Origin of the sequence: Candidatus Protochlamydia phocaeensis (genome assembly GCF_001545115.1) — a bacterium.
Classification (GTDB): Bacteria; Chlamydiota; Chlamydiia; order Chlamydiales; family Parachlamydiaceae; genus Protochlamydia_A; species Protochlamydia_A phocaeensis.
The window spans coordinates 237,463-253,915 of the sequence record NZ_FCNU01000011.1; the positions used below are offsets into that span (position 1 = coordinate 237,463).

14 protein-coding genes are annotated in these 16,453 nt (G+C 44.0%); 6 read left to right on the forward strand and 8 right to left on the reverse strand.

The genetic code is table 11. The features are described 5' to 3' along the window. Positions 1 to 22: 22 nt before the first annotated feature. From BN3769_RS04740 to BN3769_RS04750, 3 genes are read right to left on the reverse strand one after another with little or no spacing between them, the layout of a single operon-like run. Complete coding sequence (locus BN3769_RS04740) at positions 23 to 1,396, reverse strand: TIGR01777 family oxidoreductase (RefSeq protein WP_228840616.1); 1,374 nt, start codon at positions 1,394 to 1,396, stop codon at positions 23 to 25. After that, positions 1,393 to 2,889: an SDR family oxidoreductase gene (locus BN3769_RS04745; RefSeq protein WP_068468101.1), complete on the reverse strand. Its 1,497-nt coding sequence runs from the start codon at positions 2,887 to 2,889 to the stop codon at positions 1,393 to 1,395. The genes BN3769_RS04740 and BN3769_RS04745 overlap by 4 nt, the downstream gene beginning before the upstream one ends. Before the next feature lie 30 nt (positions 2,890 to 2,919). After that, positions 2,920 to 4,344: a cryptochrome/photolyase family protein gene (locus BN3769_RS04750; RefSeq protein WP_068468103.1), complete on the reverse strand. Its 1,425-nt coding sequence runs from the start codon at positions 4,342 to 4,344 to the stop codon at positions 2,920 to 2,922. Between the two features lie 322 nt (positions 4,345 to 4,666). On the opposite strand from BN3769_RS04750, the gene BN3769_RS04755 reads away from it, so the two are divergent. Next, entirely contained in the window at positions 4,667 to 6,436 is a 1,770-nt protein-coding gene (locus BN3769_RS04755) for an F-box protein (protein WP_068468105.1), read from the forward strand. 98 nt (positions 6,437 to 6,534) lie between these two features. Here BN3769_RS04755 and BN3769_RS04760 read toward each other — a convergent pair whose 3' ends face one another. After that, positions 6,535 to 8,556: a hypothetical protein gene (locus tag BN3769_RS04760; RefSeq protein WP_068468107.1), complete on the reverse strand. Its 2,022-nt coding sequence runs from the start codon at positions 8,554 to 8,556 to the stop codon at positions 6,535 to 6,537. 184 nt (positions 8,557 to 8,740) lie between these two features. On the opposite strand from BN3769_RS04760, the gene BN3769_RS04765 reads away from it, so the two are divergent. Next, positions 8,741 to 9,247: a hypothetical protein gene (locus tag BN3769_RS04765; protein WP_068468109.1), complete on the forward strand. Its 507-nt coding sequence runs from the start codon at positions 8,741 to 8,743 to the stop codon at positions 9,245 to 9,247. Between the two features lie 128 nt (positions 9,248 to 9,375). On the opposite strand, the gene BN3769_RS14680 is transcribed toward BN3769_RS04765, so the two are convergent. Continuing rightward, positions 9,376 to 9,516 carry a hypothetical protein gene (locus tag BN3769_RS14680; RefSeq protein ID WP_154017821.1) on the reverse strand — a complete coding sequence of 47 codons (141 nt, stop codon included), beginning with the start codon at positions 9,514 to 9,516 and terminating at the stop codon, positions 9,376 to 9,378. Between the two features lie 439 nt (positions 9,517 to 9,955). Between BN3769_RS14680 and gatC the strand changes: the two genes are divergently transcribed. Genes gatC through gatB form a run of 3 tightly spaced genes read left to right on the forward strand, consistent with a single transcriptional unit; the run spans position 9,956 to position 13,220 of the window. After that, positions 9,956 to 10,255, forward strand: coding sequence for an Asp-tRNA(Asn)/Glu-tRNA(Gln) amidotransferase subunit GatC (gatC, locus tag BN3769_RS04775; protein ID WP_068468113.1), 300 nt, complete (start codon positions 9,956 to 9,958; stop codon positions 10,253 to 10,255). Positions 10,256 to 10,269: 14 nt separating this feature from the next. Further along, on the forward strand, positions 10,270 to 11,739 hold the full coding sequence (gene gatA, locus BN3769_RS04780) for an Asp-tRNA(Asn)/Glu-tRNA(Gln) amidotransferase subunit GatA (RefSeq protein WP_068468115.1): 1,470 nt from the start codon (positions 10,270 to 10,272) through the stop codon (positions 11,737 to 11,739). Beyond that, a complete protein-coding gene (gene gatB, locus BN3769_RS04785) occupies positions 11,736 to 13,220 on the forward strand; it encodes an Asp-tRNA(Asn)/Glu-tRNA(Gln) amidotransferase subunit GatB (RefSeq protein WP_068468117.1) in 1,485 nt (494 codons plus the stop codon). The genes gatA and gatB overlap by 4 nt, the downstream gene beginning before the upstream one ends. Before the next feature lie 455 nt (positions 13,221 to 13,675). Here gatB and BN3769_RS04790 read toward each other — a convergent pair whose 3' ends face one another. Beyond that, a complete protein-coding gene (locus tag BN3769_RS04790) occupies positions 13,676 to 14,197 on the reverse strand; it encodes a SycD/LcrH family type III secretion system chaperone (RefSeq protein ID WP_068468119.1) in 522 nt (173 codons plus the stop codon). 188 nt (positions 14,198 to 14,385) lie between these two features. On the opposite strand from BN3769_RS04790, the gene BN3769_RS04795 reads away from it, so the two are divergent. After that, positions 14,386 to 14,880: a hypothetical protein gene (locus BN3769_RS04795; RefSeq protein ID WP_068468122.1), complete on the forward strand. Its 495-nt coding sequence runs from the start codon at positions 14,386 to 14,388 to the stop codon at positions 14,878 to 14,880. A gap of 18 nt (positions 14,881 to 14,898) precedes the next feature. Here BN3769_RS04795 and xerD read toward each other — a convergent pair whose 3' ends face one another. Continuing rightward, on the reverse strand, positions 14,899 to 15,786 hold the full coding sequence (xerD, locus tag BN3769_RS04800) for a site-specific tyrosine recombinase XerD (protein ID WP_068468124.1): 888 nt from the start codon (positions 15,784 to 15,786) through the stop codon (positions 14,899 to 14,901). Positions 15,787 to 15,811: 25 nt separating this feature from the next. Beyond that, positions 15,812 to 16,318 carry a hypothetical protein gene (locus BN3769_RS04805; RefSeq protein WP_068468126.1) on the reverse strand — a complete coding sequence of 169 codons (507 nt, stop codon included), beginning with the start codon at positions 16,316 to 16,318 and terminating at the stop codon, positions 15,812 to 15,814. Positions 16,319 to 16,453: the final 135 nt, after the last annotated feature.

Here is a 16,453-nt window from a genome sequence, read left to right on the forward strand (position 1 = left end):
GAAGGCTTCTCTAAGCCTTCTCTTATTCTTCTTTTCCCAATAGACGCCTCAGCGCCTGCTCTAAATTGGGATAATAAAATTGAAATCCCTTATCGGACAATTCCTCTGGCAGCGCTCTTTGGCTAGCCAGCAGCACCTCATCCGCCATTTCCCCGCATATCCATTTTAATACAAAAGAGGGAATCTTAAAGACAGTCGGACGATGCAATACTTTTCCTAAAATTGAAGTAAACTCCCGATTAGTCACGGGATGGGGACTAACGGCATTGACAGGACCGGAGAGGGAGGATTGGCGCAGAGCATAGTAGATAGCTCCAATTAGATCGTCAATTGCAATCCAACTAATATATTGCTCCCCGCTCCCCATTTCGCCCCCCAATCCGAGATTGAAAGGCGTCAGCATTTGTTTTAATCCTCCTCCTCTGGGACTTAGCACCATTCCTATCCGGAGATTGACCGTTCGAATTCCCTTTTCTTTAGCGGCTTGCGTGGCCTCTTCCCACTGCTCACAGATATCGGCTAAAAACCCTTGTCCTTTAGGACTCTTCTCAGTCAGGATATGATCTCCTTGATTGCCATAATAGCCAACCGCTGAGGCGCAGACGAGCACGGAAGGGGGATAGTGGAGCTGGCTGAGGGCCCGGCAAAGCAAACGGGTGCCTTGCACTCGGCTTTCAAAAATGCGCTTTTTTTTTCGCGACGTCCATATTCCCGCAATATTTTCCCCGGCAAGATGTATCACAGCATCTAACCCTTCTAATAATTCAGGATTAATAATTCCACGCTCAGGATCCCAGGCGACTTCGTGAGAGCGCAGATCTGCCCGCGCCCTAACAAGCCTGATTACCTCATGATGGCCTGTTGTTAAGAAGGGAATCAAAGCCGATCCAACCAAACCGGAAGATCCTGTAACTAATATTTTCATTGGCTTCGCTCCTTGATGTCTATTTAGATCTTGGTTAAGAGTTGCATAACGATATCTGAAGACGCGCTTGAGCTGTCCCTGAAGCCAGGGATGGATGATCCCTTCAAAAGGGCGTAATCCAACGGGAAGAATGTATTGGATCACATCTTCCATTTGCGACTGCTGGGCATTTAAGGCCTTAACAAGATGGCTGTGTTCCCAGTAAGAAAAAGGTCCTTTGAGCTGCCTATCTTTAAACTGCCTTCCCTCCATATAATCGAAATGCACAATTTCTTGCGTCCCACTAATGGCGCCTAGCTTAGCTTTGATCGTTACCCGCACGCCATCTTGAATGCCTTGCCCCTGTTGATCGACCACTTCAATATCCATCCAAGGCGGCCTCAGCCTTTCAAAGGCGCCAGGCTGTTTATGCCAATCAAACACTTCCTGTGCCGGGAAGTTAAAAAGACAGCTCTGCTCAAACTGATTCATCTCCACCTGCTCTTTTTTGGTTTATCAGCACCACGAAGGCTAATTTTTTCGGCCTCTTTGGCTATTCCTTTCAACATTCCTATAAAAATGAAATGATGAATCGGATAAAGCACATACCAATATAGAAGTCCGCCAAGTCCGACGGGATCAAAAATGGCGCTTTGCCGAATCAGCGATCCATGAGAAGTTGGCTCAACGATGAATTCAAGCCAAGCCCTTCCCGGCAGCTTCATTTCGGCTTTGAGAAGCAGACGATGATTGGGCTCAATGGCTTCCACACGCCAAAAATCTAAAAAATCTCCAACCCGCAACTGATTCGGATCGCGTCTTCCTCGCCTCAATCCAACACCTCCCACGAGCAAATCTAAAAACCCCCTTATCCGCCATAGGATGTTGCCATAATACCATCCGGCCTTGCCCCCTAAACGGCGTATAGGAGTGAAAGCATCTTCCGGACTAGCAGATGTGTGAATAGAGCGCATATCTATAATGCGGTTGCCAAAACGCACCCCAGACCAAACAGGCTGCACGCCTGATGAAGAAAGCGCATCTGCCCAATGTGTCTCTCTCAATTGCCGATCTTCTTCCTCTAGGGCAAGAGCAATCGCCTCTTTAATTCCCATCGGATGGACTTGAAATAAACGCTCGGCCCGATCATCAGTCACAACGGTGGGATATTTAGCGCTTTCAATCAACTTACGCCCCACTCGTGCATATAAAGGAGTAACCAACCCCAACCAAAGGCTAGACAAGCGAGGAGTCAGCACGGGAACAGGCACTAACCAGCGATGCAGTCCGCGCTGGTGAATGTACCCCATCATAATTCCACCATAAGAGACTTGATCCTTTCCTCCAATCTCAAAGATTTGATGCCCAACCATTTCTATATCTATTGCCTTGCGCAGATAAACCAAGACATCCTGTATGGAAATCGGCTGGGCCAATGTCCATACCCATTTAGGAGTGATCAAAATGGGAAGGCGCTCGCATAAAGCGCGAATCATTTCAAAAGACAAACTTCCCGCCCCAATGACAATGGAAGCTCTAAATTCCAACACTTGTACACCTTGGGCGCTAGCGCGTAAACACTCTCCAACTTCCTGCCGGCTTTCTAAATGGGAAGACAGCGGCTGCCGGCTGCTGTCTCCTAACCCGCCTAAATAAATAATCTTTTTTACCCCGCAGGCGGAAGCAGCCTCTGCGAAGTAAATCGCCCCTTGCTTGTCCTGTTCTTGAAAATTTTTATCAGCGCCCATCGAATGAACAAGATAGTAGGCAATCTCAATCCCCTGCATCGCTCCAAGCAAGGAATCCTTGTCTAGAACATTGCCTTTGACAAGCCGTGTCCGAGGATCAAGACGGCCTGCCAGGTTGTGCGGCTCGCGCACCAGACAGCGCAAATCATTATTTTCTTTTTCCAATAGCTTAAGAAGCCTTCCTCCAATATATCCTGTCGCTCCGGTCAATAAAATGGCTTTCTTATTCGTATCCATCTATTCCAGCTAATATAAGGTTAAAATCTTTTAGAGTTTGGCATAAGCCTCAAGCGCTTTTTCGCGAGCTTGCGCGTGATCAACAATGGGGTTTGGATAATCGATGCCAAGCTGCACGCCTGCTCGCCTGATGATTTCATCAGGAGCGGCCCAAGGCTGATGGATCCATTTGTCGGGAAGCCATTGAAGCTCCGGCACCCACTTTCTTACGTAATGTCCAAGAGGATCGAACTTTTCGCCTTGAGACACGGGATTGAAAATGCGGAAATAAGGCGCAGCGTCCGCTCCGCAGCCAGCGACCCACTGCCAGCCCAGCGTATTATTGGCCAAATCGGCATCGACCAATGTGTTCCAAAACCACGCTGCCCCTTCCTGCCAGGGAATTAATAGATCTTTAACCAGAAAAGAGGCTGCAATCATACGCACACGGTTATGCATCCACCCTGTCTTCCATAGCTGCCTCATCCCGGCATCAATGATGGGATAGCCGGTCTGTCCCTTTTGCCATGCCTTTAGCGCTGGCCCCGGACGGTTCCAGGCAAAAGACATAAAGGCTTCTTTCAAAGGAAAGCTAGGAGTGCGGGGAAAATGATAAAGCAAATGATAGGCGAACTCCCTCCACCCCAGCTGCCTTAAATACGCTTGTGCCCCTGGATGTTCATAGCCGAACTTCTGGCGTACTCCCTGCCAAATCACGCGAGGAGAGATTTCCCCAAAATGCAGATAAGGTGATAGCTCGGTCGTCCCCTTCAAGTCCGGACGGTCGCGCATATCCATATAATGGCCAATGATATGCTCTAACCCATTTACAAGATGAGCACGCGCTCCTTTCGAACCTGGGCACCACATCTCTTCAAGGCCCGCATCCCAGCGAATCTTGGGAAGCAAAGATAAATCCTCTAAAGAGTCCGAATCGATTTTTTCCGCATAGGCCAGCGCTGCACACGGCCTTTCCAGCGGAGGCTCAGGCTCTCCCAAACTTAAGCATTTTTTCCAGAAAGGAGTAAAGACTTGAAAGGGATGACTCTGCTTATTGGCAACAGTCCAAGGCTCAAATAACAAAGAGCCATTAAAACTCATCGCTTTTATTCCTTGTTTTTGCAGCTCCGCCTTAATAGAGGCATCGCGCTGCACAATAAGCGGCTCATAGCGACGCGTCCAAAAGACACTGTCAGCCCCCGTTTGTTTGATCAGGTCTAAAATAACCTGGAGAGATAAATGCTGACGAATAACAAGGGAAAGCCCTAAGGACGATAACTCTTTTTGCAAGCTGGCAAGCGAATAATGCAACCACCACCGGCTGGCAGCCCCAGGTGCCCATTCTCCTTCTTCTTCGGGAGCCCAAATAAATAAAGGAATGACCGGTCCTCCTTTCCGCATAGCAGCCATCAAAGCAGGCTGATCTTCAAGCCGCAAATCCCGTCTAAACCATACAATCGAAGGCTTGATCGACATAACTCTCCATTCCACTCCTTTTATTTTTCACATGAATAGCGACTTACCAGTGCCTGGCTCCTTTAAGCCCCTGCTAACTAATCGGCCCTCTCAATCGCCAAACGTCCAACAATATCAAGATGGGGATTTATCGCATTATTTTCAACAAAGGAAATGAGATTAATTAATTTAATTAACTAATTAATTAAATTAATTATTAACAAATAAAATAAATAAAAAAAACAATAACTTGAACAATTAAACCAACAAAACATATAATCAACAAAAAAAATTAAAAATTTAATGAAATAAAATTTAAAAACAAATAAAAAAAATATTAATTATGAATAATATAAATACTTGTTCAATTTATTTACCAAATGAAATAATTTCCCATATTCTTTCTTATGCCGACGAGCAAACCCTTGGATCCGCCAGCCGTGTGTGCAAAAACTGGTATGGGATTTGCCATGACGCTTATTTTGAAGGATGGAAATTATGCCACGCGCGCATTTGGAGAGAGCCTGTCCGTACAACTAAAGAGTATCCGGATGCTTTTGCTGTGATGCGGGCGCGTTTTAGCCTTTTAAATTTCCCTTTTATTAGATGGAATTTGAAGGAATTAGGCTATCGCATTTCTTCTGTGGCGGATGGCATTTTAGCGATCAGACACTATAAAGCGAATAAACTTGCTCCCATGGCATATCTTGTGCCGGTCCCAGGAGAGCTGCGCCCCCAGATGCATGTTCTTTTTCAGGAATGGTATGCCAAAATAGCCGAGCTTTACTTCGAAGAAAAGAAAGAAGAAGCGCGCTACCTGATTCAAGAGATTGCCTATACTTTTCATGACGCCAATAAACATACCGAACTGACACACCTTCGCCATCACGTCTTTTTGATGCTCCTTAGCACCGAAATGCAAAATGAAGAGAGAAAATTGGCGTATTATACCTTTAAAAACCTTTTTATTTCCGATGCCTCTCTGATCGCTTATTTAAGCCCGATGCAAGAAAAATGGGAATTTTTGTACACAAGTGCGCTATATGACTTCCCTGAATTAATGCAAGCTTGCTTGGCACTCAATCCTCTCGAACTTCAAGAGGATGGCATTATCTTGCTAGAAGCAGCGGCAAGCAATAAGCATTTCGGTATTTTGCATCAGCTCTTATCGCACCAGCCTCCCCTTCCCTGCACAAATCCGCACAATCCTTGCGATACTCCTTTGCACGCTTTATGCAGGCTCGATGAGAATAAGATGGACGAAGAAGAGATGCAAGCCTGGCTACATTTTACAACACTTTTAATGGAGCGAGGCTGCTCTTTATTTCAAGTAGATGAGCAAAATGAAGAGACTCCTTTACAAATCGCATGCAAGCATGCCAATCCAGCCATGCTCAGGCACCTTTTAAAGTCCTTGCCTAAAGACACTCCTAAAGACACACTAAAAGCGCTTGTGAATTATTTTTTTACAAATCTAGACGAAGAGACTGCGGATGAAATCTATGACGAATTTCCTAAATGGCTCCTGACACTTCAAGTCATTCTTGATTATCAGCCAGAATTAAAAAATGAAATTAACTTAAATAATCTTTTGCATTTTTATCCAAAAATGCTCCCTGCCTTGCTCATCTATACCGATCCGCAAGACAAAACGTACCTTAACCATCTTTTTAAAGCCTTTTTAATCGCGCATTTTACCTATGTACACAATCTTGTTAGAGATCATGGAGAACATCCCGAATTTCTTTTTGAACAATTAAATAACCGCTTCGATTTAATGCGCGAACAGTTTGAACTTTTTTCTGAGAGCATTGATAAAAATGAGCAAAATGAGAAGCAAGAGACGGTCCTGCATATGGTCATTCTTTCGCTGAAAAGGATCGAAAACGTTTTAGAAGTCTATGAGATCGACTCCCATTCAGATGTATTTCAGTTATGCGAAACCCATTATCTTACCCTGTGCCGCCCATTAGCCAGTTTAGATAATTTTCAAATTCAAGACGCTAACGGCAAACAACCGCTTGACCTTGCAAACCAATTTGGCTATCAAAAATTCTGCGGTTTTCTTTCAAGCTTATCTGACTATAAAATGGACATAGACTCAAAGCTTTAGACCTTTTGGCTCCCCTTTTCGGCTCTTTTGCTTGCTTCTGCCGCAAAAGAGCCATAGCCAGCCCAGCTTGCCATGCGTCGGCTGGCTTATTTAAGCAACTATGAAGTCACCAAATTGGGAATAGGAATATCTCCTACCTGAAGCGGCCCAGGCAAGGATCCGGAAGTTGAACTTGCAGAAAGCCCTTGTGCTGCGCAAGCCATCCTTCTGTCGGTATGCCCCCATGAAAGTTCGCCTTTGACGAACGGACTGTTTTCCCCTGCCTTCGCTTGAGCAATTTGATGCGCTAAATAGGCAGGATTGTGAATTTCATGCCTTTCATTTAAATAATCGTTAACTGAATACCGCACCTCTTCCTGCACTTGCTGGCCATTCCGCTCTCGCAGTCTTGTAATGTATAGGCCGCGATTGGATTGGAAAAGATTATGGATCAGCGTCACCACTACCCACTTCAGCCATTGAGCCTGGCGATCAGCCCAAGCTAAAATAATATCTAAAGGAGCAAAGCCCGACTTCACTCGCGTAATGGGCATACGGAAAAGATTGGGAAGATTTTGCACACATTTTTCGCCGATTCTTTGTACGCGATAGGCGCAATTTCTGCCGGCAAATTGAAAAACTCCGCTTGTAGTCATAATAGCAAAAATGCGCTGCAAGACTTGCTTGCTCTCTTCTTCCGTAGGAAAAACAGGATAAGTCGCTAATTGCCGATGCGTATAAGCCCCATTTTGATCAAGCAAGCATAATACACGTACCACTGTATCGCAAAACATCATTAGTCCGTCTAATAATCCACGCTGAAAGCGATAAGCGTAAACTCCCACATTGAGCTCTTTCCATTGTCCATTGCCCATAGCAATATATAACTGCCAAAACCCGTGGCAATCAAGAGCCGTGAGATCGGGCTTCTGACGCGTTGCTGCAGCTTTGTAAAAAAAAGTACGCCCTTTTACTTCCTCGCCATATTGCCGCTCTAATTCTTCTTGAGAGACAAGGCCGGTCGGCGGCACATGATTCATCCAATTATCGGCTGTCCATGTTTTATAGGGAGGCGCATCATAACTTTGCGTATTCGCATTCCACCTGCCATGTATAGGATGAAAATTAACAAATCCCCACGCAGATAAATTTACATTGACTTCTTCTAAATTTCTTCTTGCCGATAATTCAAATAGCTCGTCTACTGTCAGATGATAGCTGCCATTTTCAAAATGGATCTCCTTATCGGGCTTTAAAATATTGATGCGTTTTTGCTTGGCAGGATCGAATACGGTAAAGTCTCCATCGCAATCGTAAACGGGCAAAGTCAATACTTTTTTAGTCACCCCAGTCACTTCCGTTGCGATCTTTTCAATCGCCAGCATTTCCTGATTAAGACTGCGCACCTTCCCCAAAGGACTCGATAAAAGAGCTGCCCTGATTTTTTTTCGCGCATGATTGTACTCAATAAAAGCATCGACAGGATTGTAATCGCGAATGGCCCAACCAAAAAAATTCTTCCGATACGACGGATTATTGAGCAGCAAAGCCACCCACTCTGGATAGCAAGCAGCTTTTTTTAATTGGTCTATTTCTAAAGCATTAAGTTCTTTGTTGATGGCCAATTTTTCTTGATTTTTCCATTGCTGGGCAGAAGCGATCAGCTGGGCCAAACAAGCAGGATCTGGTTCTGCAAGCGGATCTATCCCCCCATTGCACTCCCTCAATCTGTAGCGGAATCCCACTTCTTGCAGCTTCAGCTTATCATACTCTCTCTTTAACTCCGGATCCACCATCTGCAATCTTTCAATTTCTTGCTCGACTAATTTTGCTAACTGTAAATAGGGTTGAAAACGGCTGCGATAAGCCTCTGCTTGCTGGCGAAAAGCAGGGTCTGAATTGGCCCCATCAAAAAACTTCACTGCCTTTTTTTCTAATCCTTCAATCGACGCATTTAGGATTCGAGTCAACTGCAATAACCTAGGTTCTACATCATGAGTTACCAAAGGGCAAACATAGCGGTTCCACCAACCTTCCCCAGTAATCCGGCCAATTTTATTATAATTCACCATCGGCTGCTCGCAGTCATACAGAATCTGCTGAACTTGATCCGCAGTCAAAGGTCGAATTCCATTGCTCATACTATTATCCTATGTTTTTGTTACCAAAGGGAGGTTATCCTACAATTTTTATAAATCTAATGCAACACTGGAAATTATAGAAAAACATTTACAAACAATTAAGCAAACAAAATAAATTTATTTAAAAAATTTAATAAATCATTTAAAATAAGAAGAAAATTTCTTATTATATAAAAGGTTTGTTATGCGTATTGAATTTGATCCCTCCTCTTTTTCCTCTTCAGGTATTCAAAAGGAACAAGAAGTGAGAGAATCTTTAGATCAACTAGAGAATCATCAGGAAGAGTACTTTGAAAAATTTCATCTCTTTTTAAATACTTTCGATAGCGACTTGAATTTAGAAGAGTTACAGCTAAAAAACGCGGGAGAAAGCTTAAAGGTTCTAGCCAATCAGGTCAGAGAACAGATTGAAACTTTAAAGAATCCCTTGTCTATCCAAGCATTTAAAGAAGAATACGAAGCGCAATTCACCGACCTTCATAGCCAACTGGCCGATATGACAGAGCAGGCAGTAAAAAAAGCGAAAGAGGATGTTGAATTAAAATATAAAGAATTAGCTTCCCATCTTCCCATTCCTCCAGCAGCAGCCTTAGAGCTTCAACTGTTAATTGCTCGCTGCAAAACCCTAATCATTGTATCAAGAGAGCAGCTAGAATTGATAAGAAACCTGCGAACAATCGATCTAAAATAAGGATGGCTATTTGAGATCATCTCTCCCTAGCACTCGGATTTAAGCCATTAGCAGTTTTTTAAGACTCTTCTAACTTGAATTCTCTTTATAGAAAAAGCTTGTCTATCGGATAGCAAGCTTTTTCTATATCATCCATCTAATAATGACAGATTTAAAAGGGTTTGGGTGACTTGAATATGCTCATCTGTTGGAACCAGGCAAGCTTGTTTAGGCTCCCTTTCAAATAAACGCCGGGCATTCCCAAACTCAGGTAAATAAGCAGTTTTCATACACTCTCTAAGGACAAAATTCCCTGCATTTGAATGAAATTTTTTAGAGGAACCTGCTGACGATTTTTCCTTTACTTCTGCAAAGACGCTTGTCCGATACTCTGCCATTATTAAATTAGAGCCCGCCGCCAATAGCTTGGCATCTAAAGCGCGAGTGGGAAAAAGCCGATAAAGGGGAGGCCCATTTAAATCATTAGATAGATAAATAATCCCAAAAACTCAAACTCACATCCTTAAAAATTAATCAACAAACTATTTCAAGTATTAAATAAACATTTCTCATAATTGCAATATTAATTTTGCAAATGCATTAATAACGTCTAACTTTCAAAATTTCCTTTTTATTGAACTTTTCAAATCCCCTGTATCGTGTACCTTGCATATTTTCCCTCTCCCTATTAGAATATTTACATTCATATTATTTACTTCTAGAGGGCAAATGGCTGAATTAGATAAGGAAACAATAAAAAAATTGACGCGTCTTTGTCGCATTGATTGCACAGAAGAAGAACAAGAGTCTTTATTAAAAGATTTGAAAAAAATTTTAGATTATATCGAACAGCTTCAAGAGATTGACACGGAAAATGTGCAGCCTTGCAATCATGTTTTAGATGATATTGCGAATGTCATGCGGGAAGATGCCGTAGGCGAGGTCTTGGATCGGGAAGTTTTTTTAGCCAACGCTCCTTCGCATATTGGAGGAATGATCCGCGTTCCGCCCGTCATCAAACAAAATTAAGCTTTAGAGGATCCATGTACAAATTTTCAGCTATTGAAATTCGAGACAAGTTTATTCGGGGAGAGTTAACGGCGGTTTCGATTTTCCAGCATTACTTAGCCCGCATAGCAACGTATGAAAGCCAAGTCGGCGCTTTTATTAAAGTCTATGAAGATAAAATCCTCTCTCAGGCAGAAGCATTGGATAAAAAAAGAAAAAGCAATCAGCCTTTGGGTAAGCTTGCCGGCCTTCCAATTGCCATTAAAGATAATATTCTTGTTAAAGGCGAAATCGCCACTTGCGCCTCCAAATTTCTGACCAATTTCCGCGCGCCTTATCAAGCCAGCGTCATCGATCAGCTTTTGGCCGAAGATGCCTTGATCATCGGTAAAACCAATATGGATGAATTTGCCATGGGTTCATCGACCGAGAATTCTGCGCTGCAAAAAACCCGCAATCCTTGGAATCTTGCTTGTACGCCAGGAGGCTCCTCCGGCGGTTCAGCTGCGGCTGTAGCTGCACGGATGGCCCCTCTAGCTTTAGGCAGCGACACGGGCGGATCTGTCCGCCTGCCAGCAGCATTCTGCGGGGTGGTTGGTTTCAAACCGACTTATGGAAGGGTTTCTCGCTATGGCCTGGTGGCCTACGGCTCTTCGCTCGACCAAATCGGACCTTTGGCAACCAACACGGCAGACACTGCCCTTTTAATGGAAGTGATTGGAAGACACTGCGAAAAAGATTCGACCAGCATCCCTCAAGATCCTGAAGCTTATTTGAGCCAATTTACTTCTTCCATTCAAGGAATGAAGATCGGCATTCCATGGCAATTTTTAGAAGGACTGGCTGATGAGCCTAAGAAGGTTTTCCAACAGTCCGTTGATTTGATGAAGGATTTAGGCGCCGAAATTGTCGAAGTAGACTTGAGCATTCTCAAATACTCTGTTGCAGTCTATTACATTTTAGCGACAGCCGAGGCATCAACCAATTTGGCGCGCTTTGACGGCATTCGCTACGGGCAGCGCTCCGCACGGGCCAAGACGCTCGAAGAGGTCTATGATTTCTCTAAAGAGGAAGGCTTCGGCCCTGAAGTCAAAAGGCGCATCATGCTGGGGACATTCGTTCTATCCGCAGGCTATCAGGATGCTTATTACAAAAAGGCGCAAAAGGTGCGCACTTTAATTTTGCGCAGCTATAAAGCTGCCTTCAATAAATGCGATCTGATCGCTTCCCCAGTCTCTCCATTTGCAGCATTTGAAATCGGGGCAATTAAAGATCCGTTGCAGATGTATTTAGAAGACATTTATACCATCGGGATTAACTTGGCAGGCCTTCCGGCCATTAGCCTTCCCAATGGCTTTAGCCAAGATGGCAAACCCATGGGCTTGCAATTGATCGGCCCTCAAAAGCATGATAGGCACGTTTTAAACGTCGCTCATATTCTAGAAAATGCGTTACCCATTCGCAATGCCATCCCCGAACTTGTCAAAGAGGAGAATCCTGCATGAGCCATAAATACCCCCATCCTTCGCATTCTGATTGGGAAGCCGTCATTGGCTTAGAGATCCACGTTGAGCTAAATACGAAATCAAAATTATTCAGCGTTGCCCCCAATCATTTCGGAGATGATCCAAATACCAATATTACAGAAGTCTGTACGGGACAGCCAGGCGCACTTCCCGTGCTCAATAAAGAAGCTGTACGCAAGGCTGTCCAATTTGGCTGCGCCATCCAAGCCAAAGTGGCCAAATTTAGCAAATTTGACCGTAAATCTTATTTTTATCCCGATAGCCCGCGTAATTTCCAAATTACACAATATGACCAGCCTATTGTCCTAGGAGGCACTGTCATTGCAGAAGTAGATGGCGAAGAAAAATCGTTTGCCGTGAACCGCGTTCATCTGGAAGACGATGCAGGCATGCTGAAGCATTTTTCCACTTTTGCAGGCGTTGATTATAACCGAGCCGGATGCCCTTTGATCGAGATAGTTTCGGAGCCTTGCATTCACACCCCTCGCGAGGCGGTGGCATATGCCATGGCCATTAAAGCCATTTTGCAATATATCGATGCGTCCGATTGCAACATGGAAGAAGGCTCTTTGCGCGTCGACACTAACGTCTCCGTCCGTTTAAAAGGAGAGAACAAGCTCCGCAATAAAATTGAAATTAAGAATATGAATTCTTTCAGTTTTATGGAAATGGCTTTAAAATCGGAGATCAATCGGCAAATTCAAGCGTATTTAGATAATCCCCACCTGCCGCATGATCAGGTGATCGAACAAGCGACCTATCGCTGGGATCCAGAAAAACAAGAGACGGTCTTAATGCGCCGCAAAGAATCTGCTGATGACTACCGCTATTTCCCGGAGCCGGACCTAGTTCCCATTATTTTAACAGACGAATACATTGAAGAAATCAGAGAAGGGCTGCCGGAGCTGCCTCTACAGCGCGAGCGCCGCTATGTCCGCCAGCTGGGATTATCCCCCCATCATGCGTTTGCCCTGACAAGCGAAAAAGCGCTAGCGGATTATTTTGAAAAAGCGCTCAACTCTTGCTCGAACGCCCGCAGCCTGGCCAATTGGCTGCTCGTCGAGTTTCCCGGGCGATTAAAAGAGAGTGGAGAAGATGTGATCACCATCGGCATTAAGCCCGAACATGCCGCTTCTTTAATTAACCTTATTGAAAAAGGAACCATCACCGGGCGCATTGCGAAAAGCGTTGCGGATGACATGGTCGCTGCGCCAGGAAAGGACCCCGCGGAAATCGTGGCGGCCAATCCTGATTATAAGCCTCTGAACGACCAAGCTGAGATTGAGCGCTTTGTCGATCAGGTTTTAGCCGAGAACGGACAATCCGTTGTCGATTTTAAAGCCGGACGTGATAAAGCATTTGCCTTCCTAGTCGGTCAAGTGATGAAGCTATGCAAAGGCAAAGCCTCTCCGCAACTCGTCAACGACCTTCTCAAACAAAAAATTTCCCAAATGCCTTAATTGTTTTCGCATCAGCCGCTCCAAAAGCGGCTGATGAAATGCAAATAAATATTTTTGAAAATTCTATTATTGATCAAGCAGGCCTACCCTTGGGATAAGCGTAGATACGCAAAGAATAAAAAGATTCGTTCAATAGCTTCATTATTCCGATGATAGCAAGCTGGATATCTTCCCTCTTGTTACAGCAATTAATGGCTTTATTTAATGGTATCCACGTTTCACTTATGCGGAATCGCTGGGCCATTTTTATCTCTGCACCGTTCCATTATGCGTTGCCCTTGCACGCCCATTCAAAGAGCGAGGCAAAAATGACAGGGGTGAAGAGGTAAAACCAAAAATGGCACTAAAAGGATTTATAAAAACCGCTAATGACCTCGATTCGCCTTCTTTTCCCCTATGGCTTCATAGAGAGAAAATGCTCTCGAAATATCGGTTATTATGGGCTTTAACACGCTCTAAGAGGATGTATTAAACCCATCATGCTTGAGTAGAATACGCTTGGCTTCTTGCGCCTGCCGCTTTAATTCGGCATACTCCTCAAATTCATTAGATGTTTCAATCGCCAAATCTAAAGCTTGCAAAGCGCTTTCGCGATCATGAATGGCAAATAGACATTTAGCTAAGTAAAAATAGGGAACTGGACTTGAGATATCGCATAAGGCCGCTAATTCATAGGCATCAATAGCCGCCTCATAATCTTGGCACATCTGTGTTGCCATTCCTAAACCGAGCCAATAATCATGATTATGGAGATTTAAAGTGGCCAAAAAAAGAAAAGCATTAGCTGCATCAACGTAACGCTTATGCTCAAACAATTGATAAGCGGCGCCATAGAATTTTGCCATCGTTGAATCTGAAAATCCCAGAATTTCTTGGGCCGTTTTTCCTTCTGCCAATTCTTTCTGCAGCAATTTTTTATTTTTCAACTTCTCTTTAACTTTTTTCGATAATCGAAATTCGCTTAAATCATCTTTCATGGCTTCCTCGGAATGCTATTTTTATTTTATTAAAATATTTTTAAACAGTCAAATTATTAGATTATAAAAATAAAATCACCCACTCAATAATCCATGAATATTATTGTCAGAAGAGAATAAAAAGTGTATGATTCTACCTGGACAATTTATTTGATATACAGACAAAGCAAAAGGTGCGGAGGAATTTTATGATTGAAACCATCCGTTATTACGGCAATCATACTGTTTTCGGTTCAATTGTAGATGGAGTCTCGACGATTTTAGATGCGATCAATAATGCAATTAATCGAGTTGCATTGGGAATTTTATTGCAAGTCGCTCTTACGGCCCCTCTCTTTTATTTACATCACAATCTTTTTGCCTTAGGCTTTGTCATTGGATTTGTTTTCGATCGCCAAGTGCGAGAAGTCGTAGAAAAAGTCAATGTCGTCTATAATGCCCACCGCTCTCTATTAGAGAAAATTTTATTCTTTGGCGGAGGAAGCTTATTAGCTGTTCTGACAATGCCGACATCCATCGTGATTGCTACTTTATATTATTCTGCTCAATGGGGAGCTCTCCTCTATCAAAATAGCCTAGGCAGACAAAGGCAAAGAAATCCCGATCCAGCGCCTACTCCTCTTGAGGAAATTATTGTAATCCCTTCTGAAGCTGCAATTATTCAACCACCCGTCAACTTATAATTTTTTTCATAAAGAAGATTATCGGATAGGATGCTGGCGAGGGTGAAAGGCTTGAAAAGCCTCTTGCAAATGCGTGCAGCTAACGTGCGTATAGCGATCAGTGCTGCTGATATGGGCATGTCCTAATAATTCTTGAATGATGCGCAAATCTGCGCCATTATCCAATAAATGCGTGGCAAAAGAGTGACGGAAGGTATGGGGAGAAATAGATTTGCTAATACCGGCTTGCCGGGCATAAAGCTTGACAAGCCTCCAGACCTGAATGCGATCTAAAGGTTTATGGGTTCGCGAGACAAAAAGAGCGTCTTGCCGCTCGTCCGCAGAGGCGTCCCTAAAAGCCAAATAGCGATCAACGGCCGCAATGGCCTTCGTTCCAATTGGAACGACTCTTTCCTTTCCGCCCTTTCCTTGAACACGGATAAAGGTATCATCAACATCCTGGATTTTGAGCTGGCATAGCTCTGAGGCCCTCAGTCCGCTTGCATATAGCACTTCCAAAATGGCCCGGTCGCGAGCCCCTTCCTTTGTCTGGCAATTAGGCTGCTGCATCAGTTTATCCATCTCCTCCGGCGTCAGCACATCGGGAATGAGCTGCCAGAGCTTTGGCGTCTCCAGAAGCAGCGTCACATTTGAAGAGAGGAGCCTTTCTCTTTTTAGAAAGCGGAAAAGCACCTTAATCGCAATAAGGGCCCGGCAAATAGAAGACGGGGCATAGTCCCCCCGTTGCTTGTCCGCGAGGAAGCTCGTAATATGCTCCAGCCCCACGTCCGCCCAGGCTTTTACTTGCTGGCCTTCCAAAAAGGTTAAGAAAACCGACACATCTCTTCGATATGCTTCTAATGTATTGAGAGCCAATCCTTTTTCGGCAACCAAATAAGTAGCAAAATCTTCTATATCCTCTTTCATGCATCTTCCTCGGGCGCCTATCTAATTAAGTCATGTGGGATAATTTTTCAGCAATTGCCTGCTGAATGCGAACGATTTCAATTTGAGAAATGGGAAGGATTTTAGCTCTAATAAACTCTTCGTGTTGAAGAATTTCATATAATCCCCACGTTGCCCCCTCGCTCTCAAATTCCTGCCTGAGAGCTAAGCGTCTAGCATGAGATAAAAAAATAATTAAGACAAAAATTTCCTCTTCATGCTGCGCGGCCTGGCCTAATAAGCTTTTTAAAAGCGTTAAGGCTTTTTCAGAGCGGGAAGAAGGCGCCGCTTTTTTTGGCTCGATTTTTGATTTCCAATAGCCTGAGCTATTTGACAGATCTTGCTGGCTGCTGAATTGCTCCCAACAAGCAACGCAAAAGTCTTGCCTGCTTATCTGGCCATTATCATTTTCCCTTAACAAGGAATAATACTCCATGCCGGGAAGCAGGCGCTCTCCTTTTTCCGAGCAGGACTGGCTTCTTTTGGGAATGTCAATTTGAAAAAATATGCTCATGATTTAGAGAAATTGTTCTTCTTGAGGAATTGAAGTTTTATATGTTTTGCAATGGAACATAACAAGCGCATCGGTCTCGAGCACTGTGCGGTTTAAATAGTTGAGATGAGGTGGCTATGGGCTGCGGCCCATGCC

Excerpts from the sequence above, each read along its gene's own strand:
- BN3769_RS04740 (WP_228840616.1), bottom strand. The coding sequence starts at position 1,396 with ATGAATCAGTTTGAGCAGAGCTGTCTTTTTAACTTCCCGGCACAGGAA.
- BN3769_RS04745 (WP_068468101.1), bottom strand. The coding sequence starts at position 2,889 with ATGGATACGAATAAGAAAGCCATTTTATTGACCGGAGCGACAGGATAT.
- BN3769_RS04750 (WP_068468103.1), bottom strand. The coding sequence starts at position 4,344 with ATGTCGATCAAGCCTTCGATTGTATGGTTTAGACGGGATTTGCGGCTT.
- BN3769_RS04755 (WP_068468105.1), top strand. The coding sequence starts at position 4,667 with ATGAATAATATAAATACTTGTTCAATTTATTTACCAAATGAAATAATT.
- BN3769_RS04760 (WP_068468107.1), bottom strand. The coding sequence starts at position 8,556 with ATGAGCAATGGAATTCGACCTTTGACTGCGGATCAAGTTCAGCAGATT.
- BN3769_RS04765 (WP_068468109.1), top strand. The coding sequence starts at position 8,741 with ATGCGTATTGAATTTGATCCCTCCTCTTTTTCCTCTTCAGGTATTCAA.
- BN3769_RS14680 (WP_154017821.1), bottom strand. The coding sequence starts at position 9,516 with ATGAAAACTGCTTATTTACCTGAGTTTGGGAATGCCCGGCGTTTATTT.
- gatC (WP_068468113.1), top strand. The coding sequence starts at position 9,956 with ATGGCTGAATTAGATAAGGAAACAATAAAAAAATTGACGCGTCTTTGT.
- gatA (WP_068468115.1), top strand. The coding sequence starts at position 10,270 with ATGTACAAATTTTCAGCTATTGAAATTCGAGACAAGTTTATTCGGGGA.
- gatB (WP_068468117.1), top strand. The coding sequence starts at position 11,736 with ATGAGCCATAAATACCCCCATCCTTCGCATTCTGATTGGGAAGCCGTC.
- BN3769_RS04790 (WP_068468119.1), bottom strand. The coding sequence starts at position 14,197 with ATGAAAGATGATTTAAGCGAATTTCGATTATCGAAAAAAGTTAAAGAG.
- BN3769_RS04795 (WP_068468122.1), top strand. The coding sequence starts at position 14,386 with ATGATTGAAACCATCCGTTATTACGGCAATCATACTGTTTTCGGTTCA.
- xerD (WP_068468124.1), bottom strand. The coding sequence starts at position 15,786 with ATGAAAGAGGATATAGAAGATTTTGCTACTTATTTGGTTGCCGAAAAA.
- BN3769_RS04805 (WP_068468126.1), bottom strand. The coding sequence starts at position 16,318 with ATGAGCATATTTTTTCAAATTGACATTCCCAAAAGAAGCCAGTCCTGC.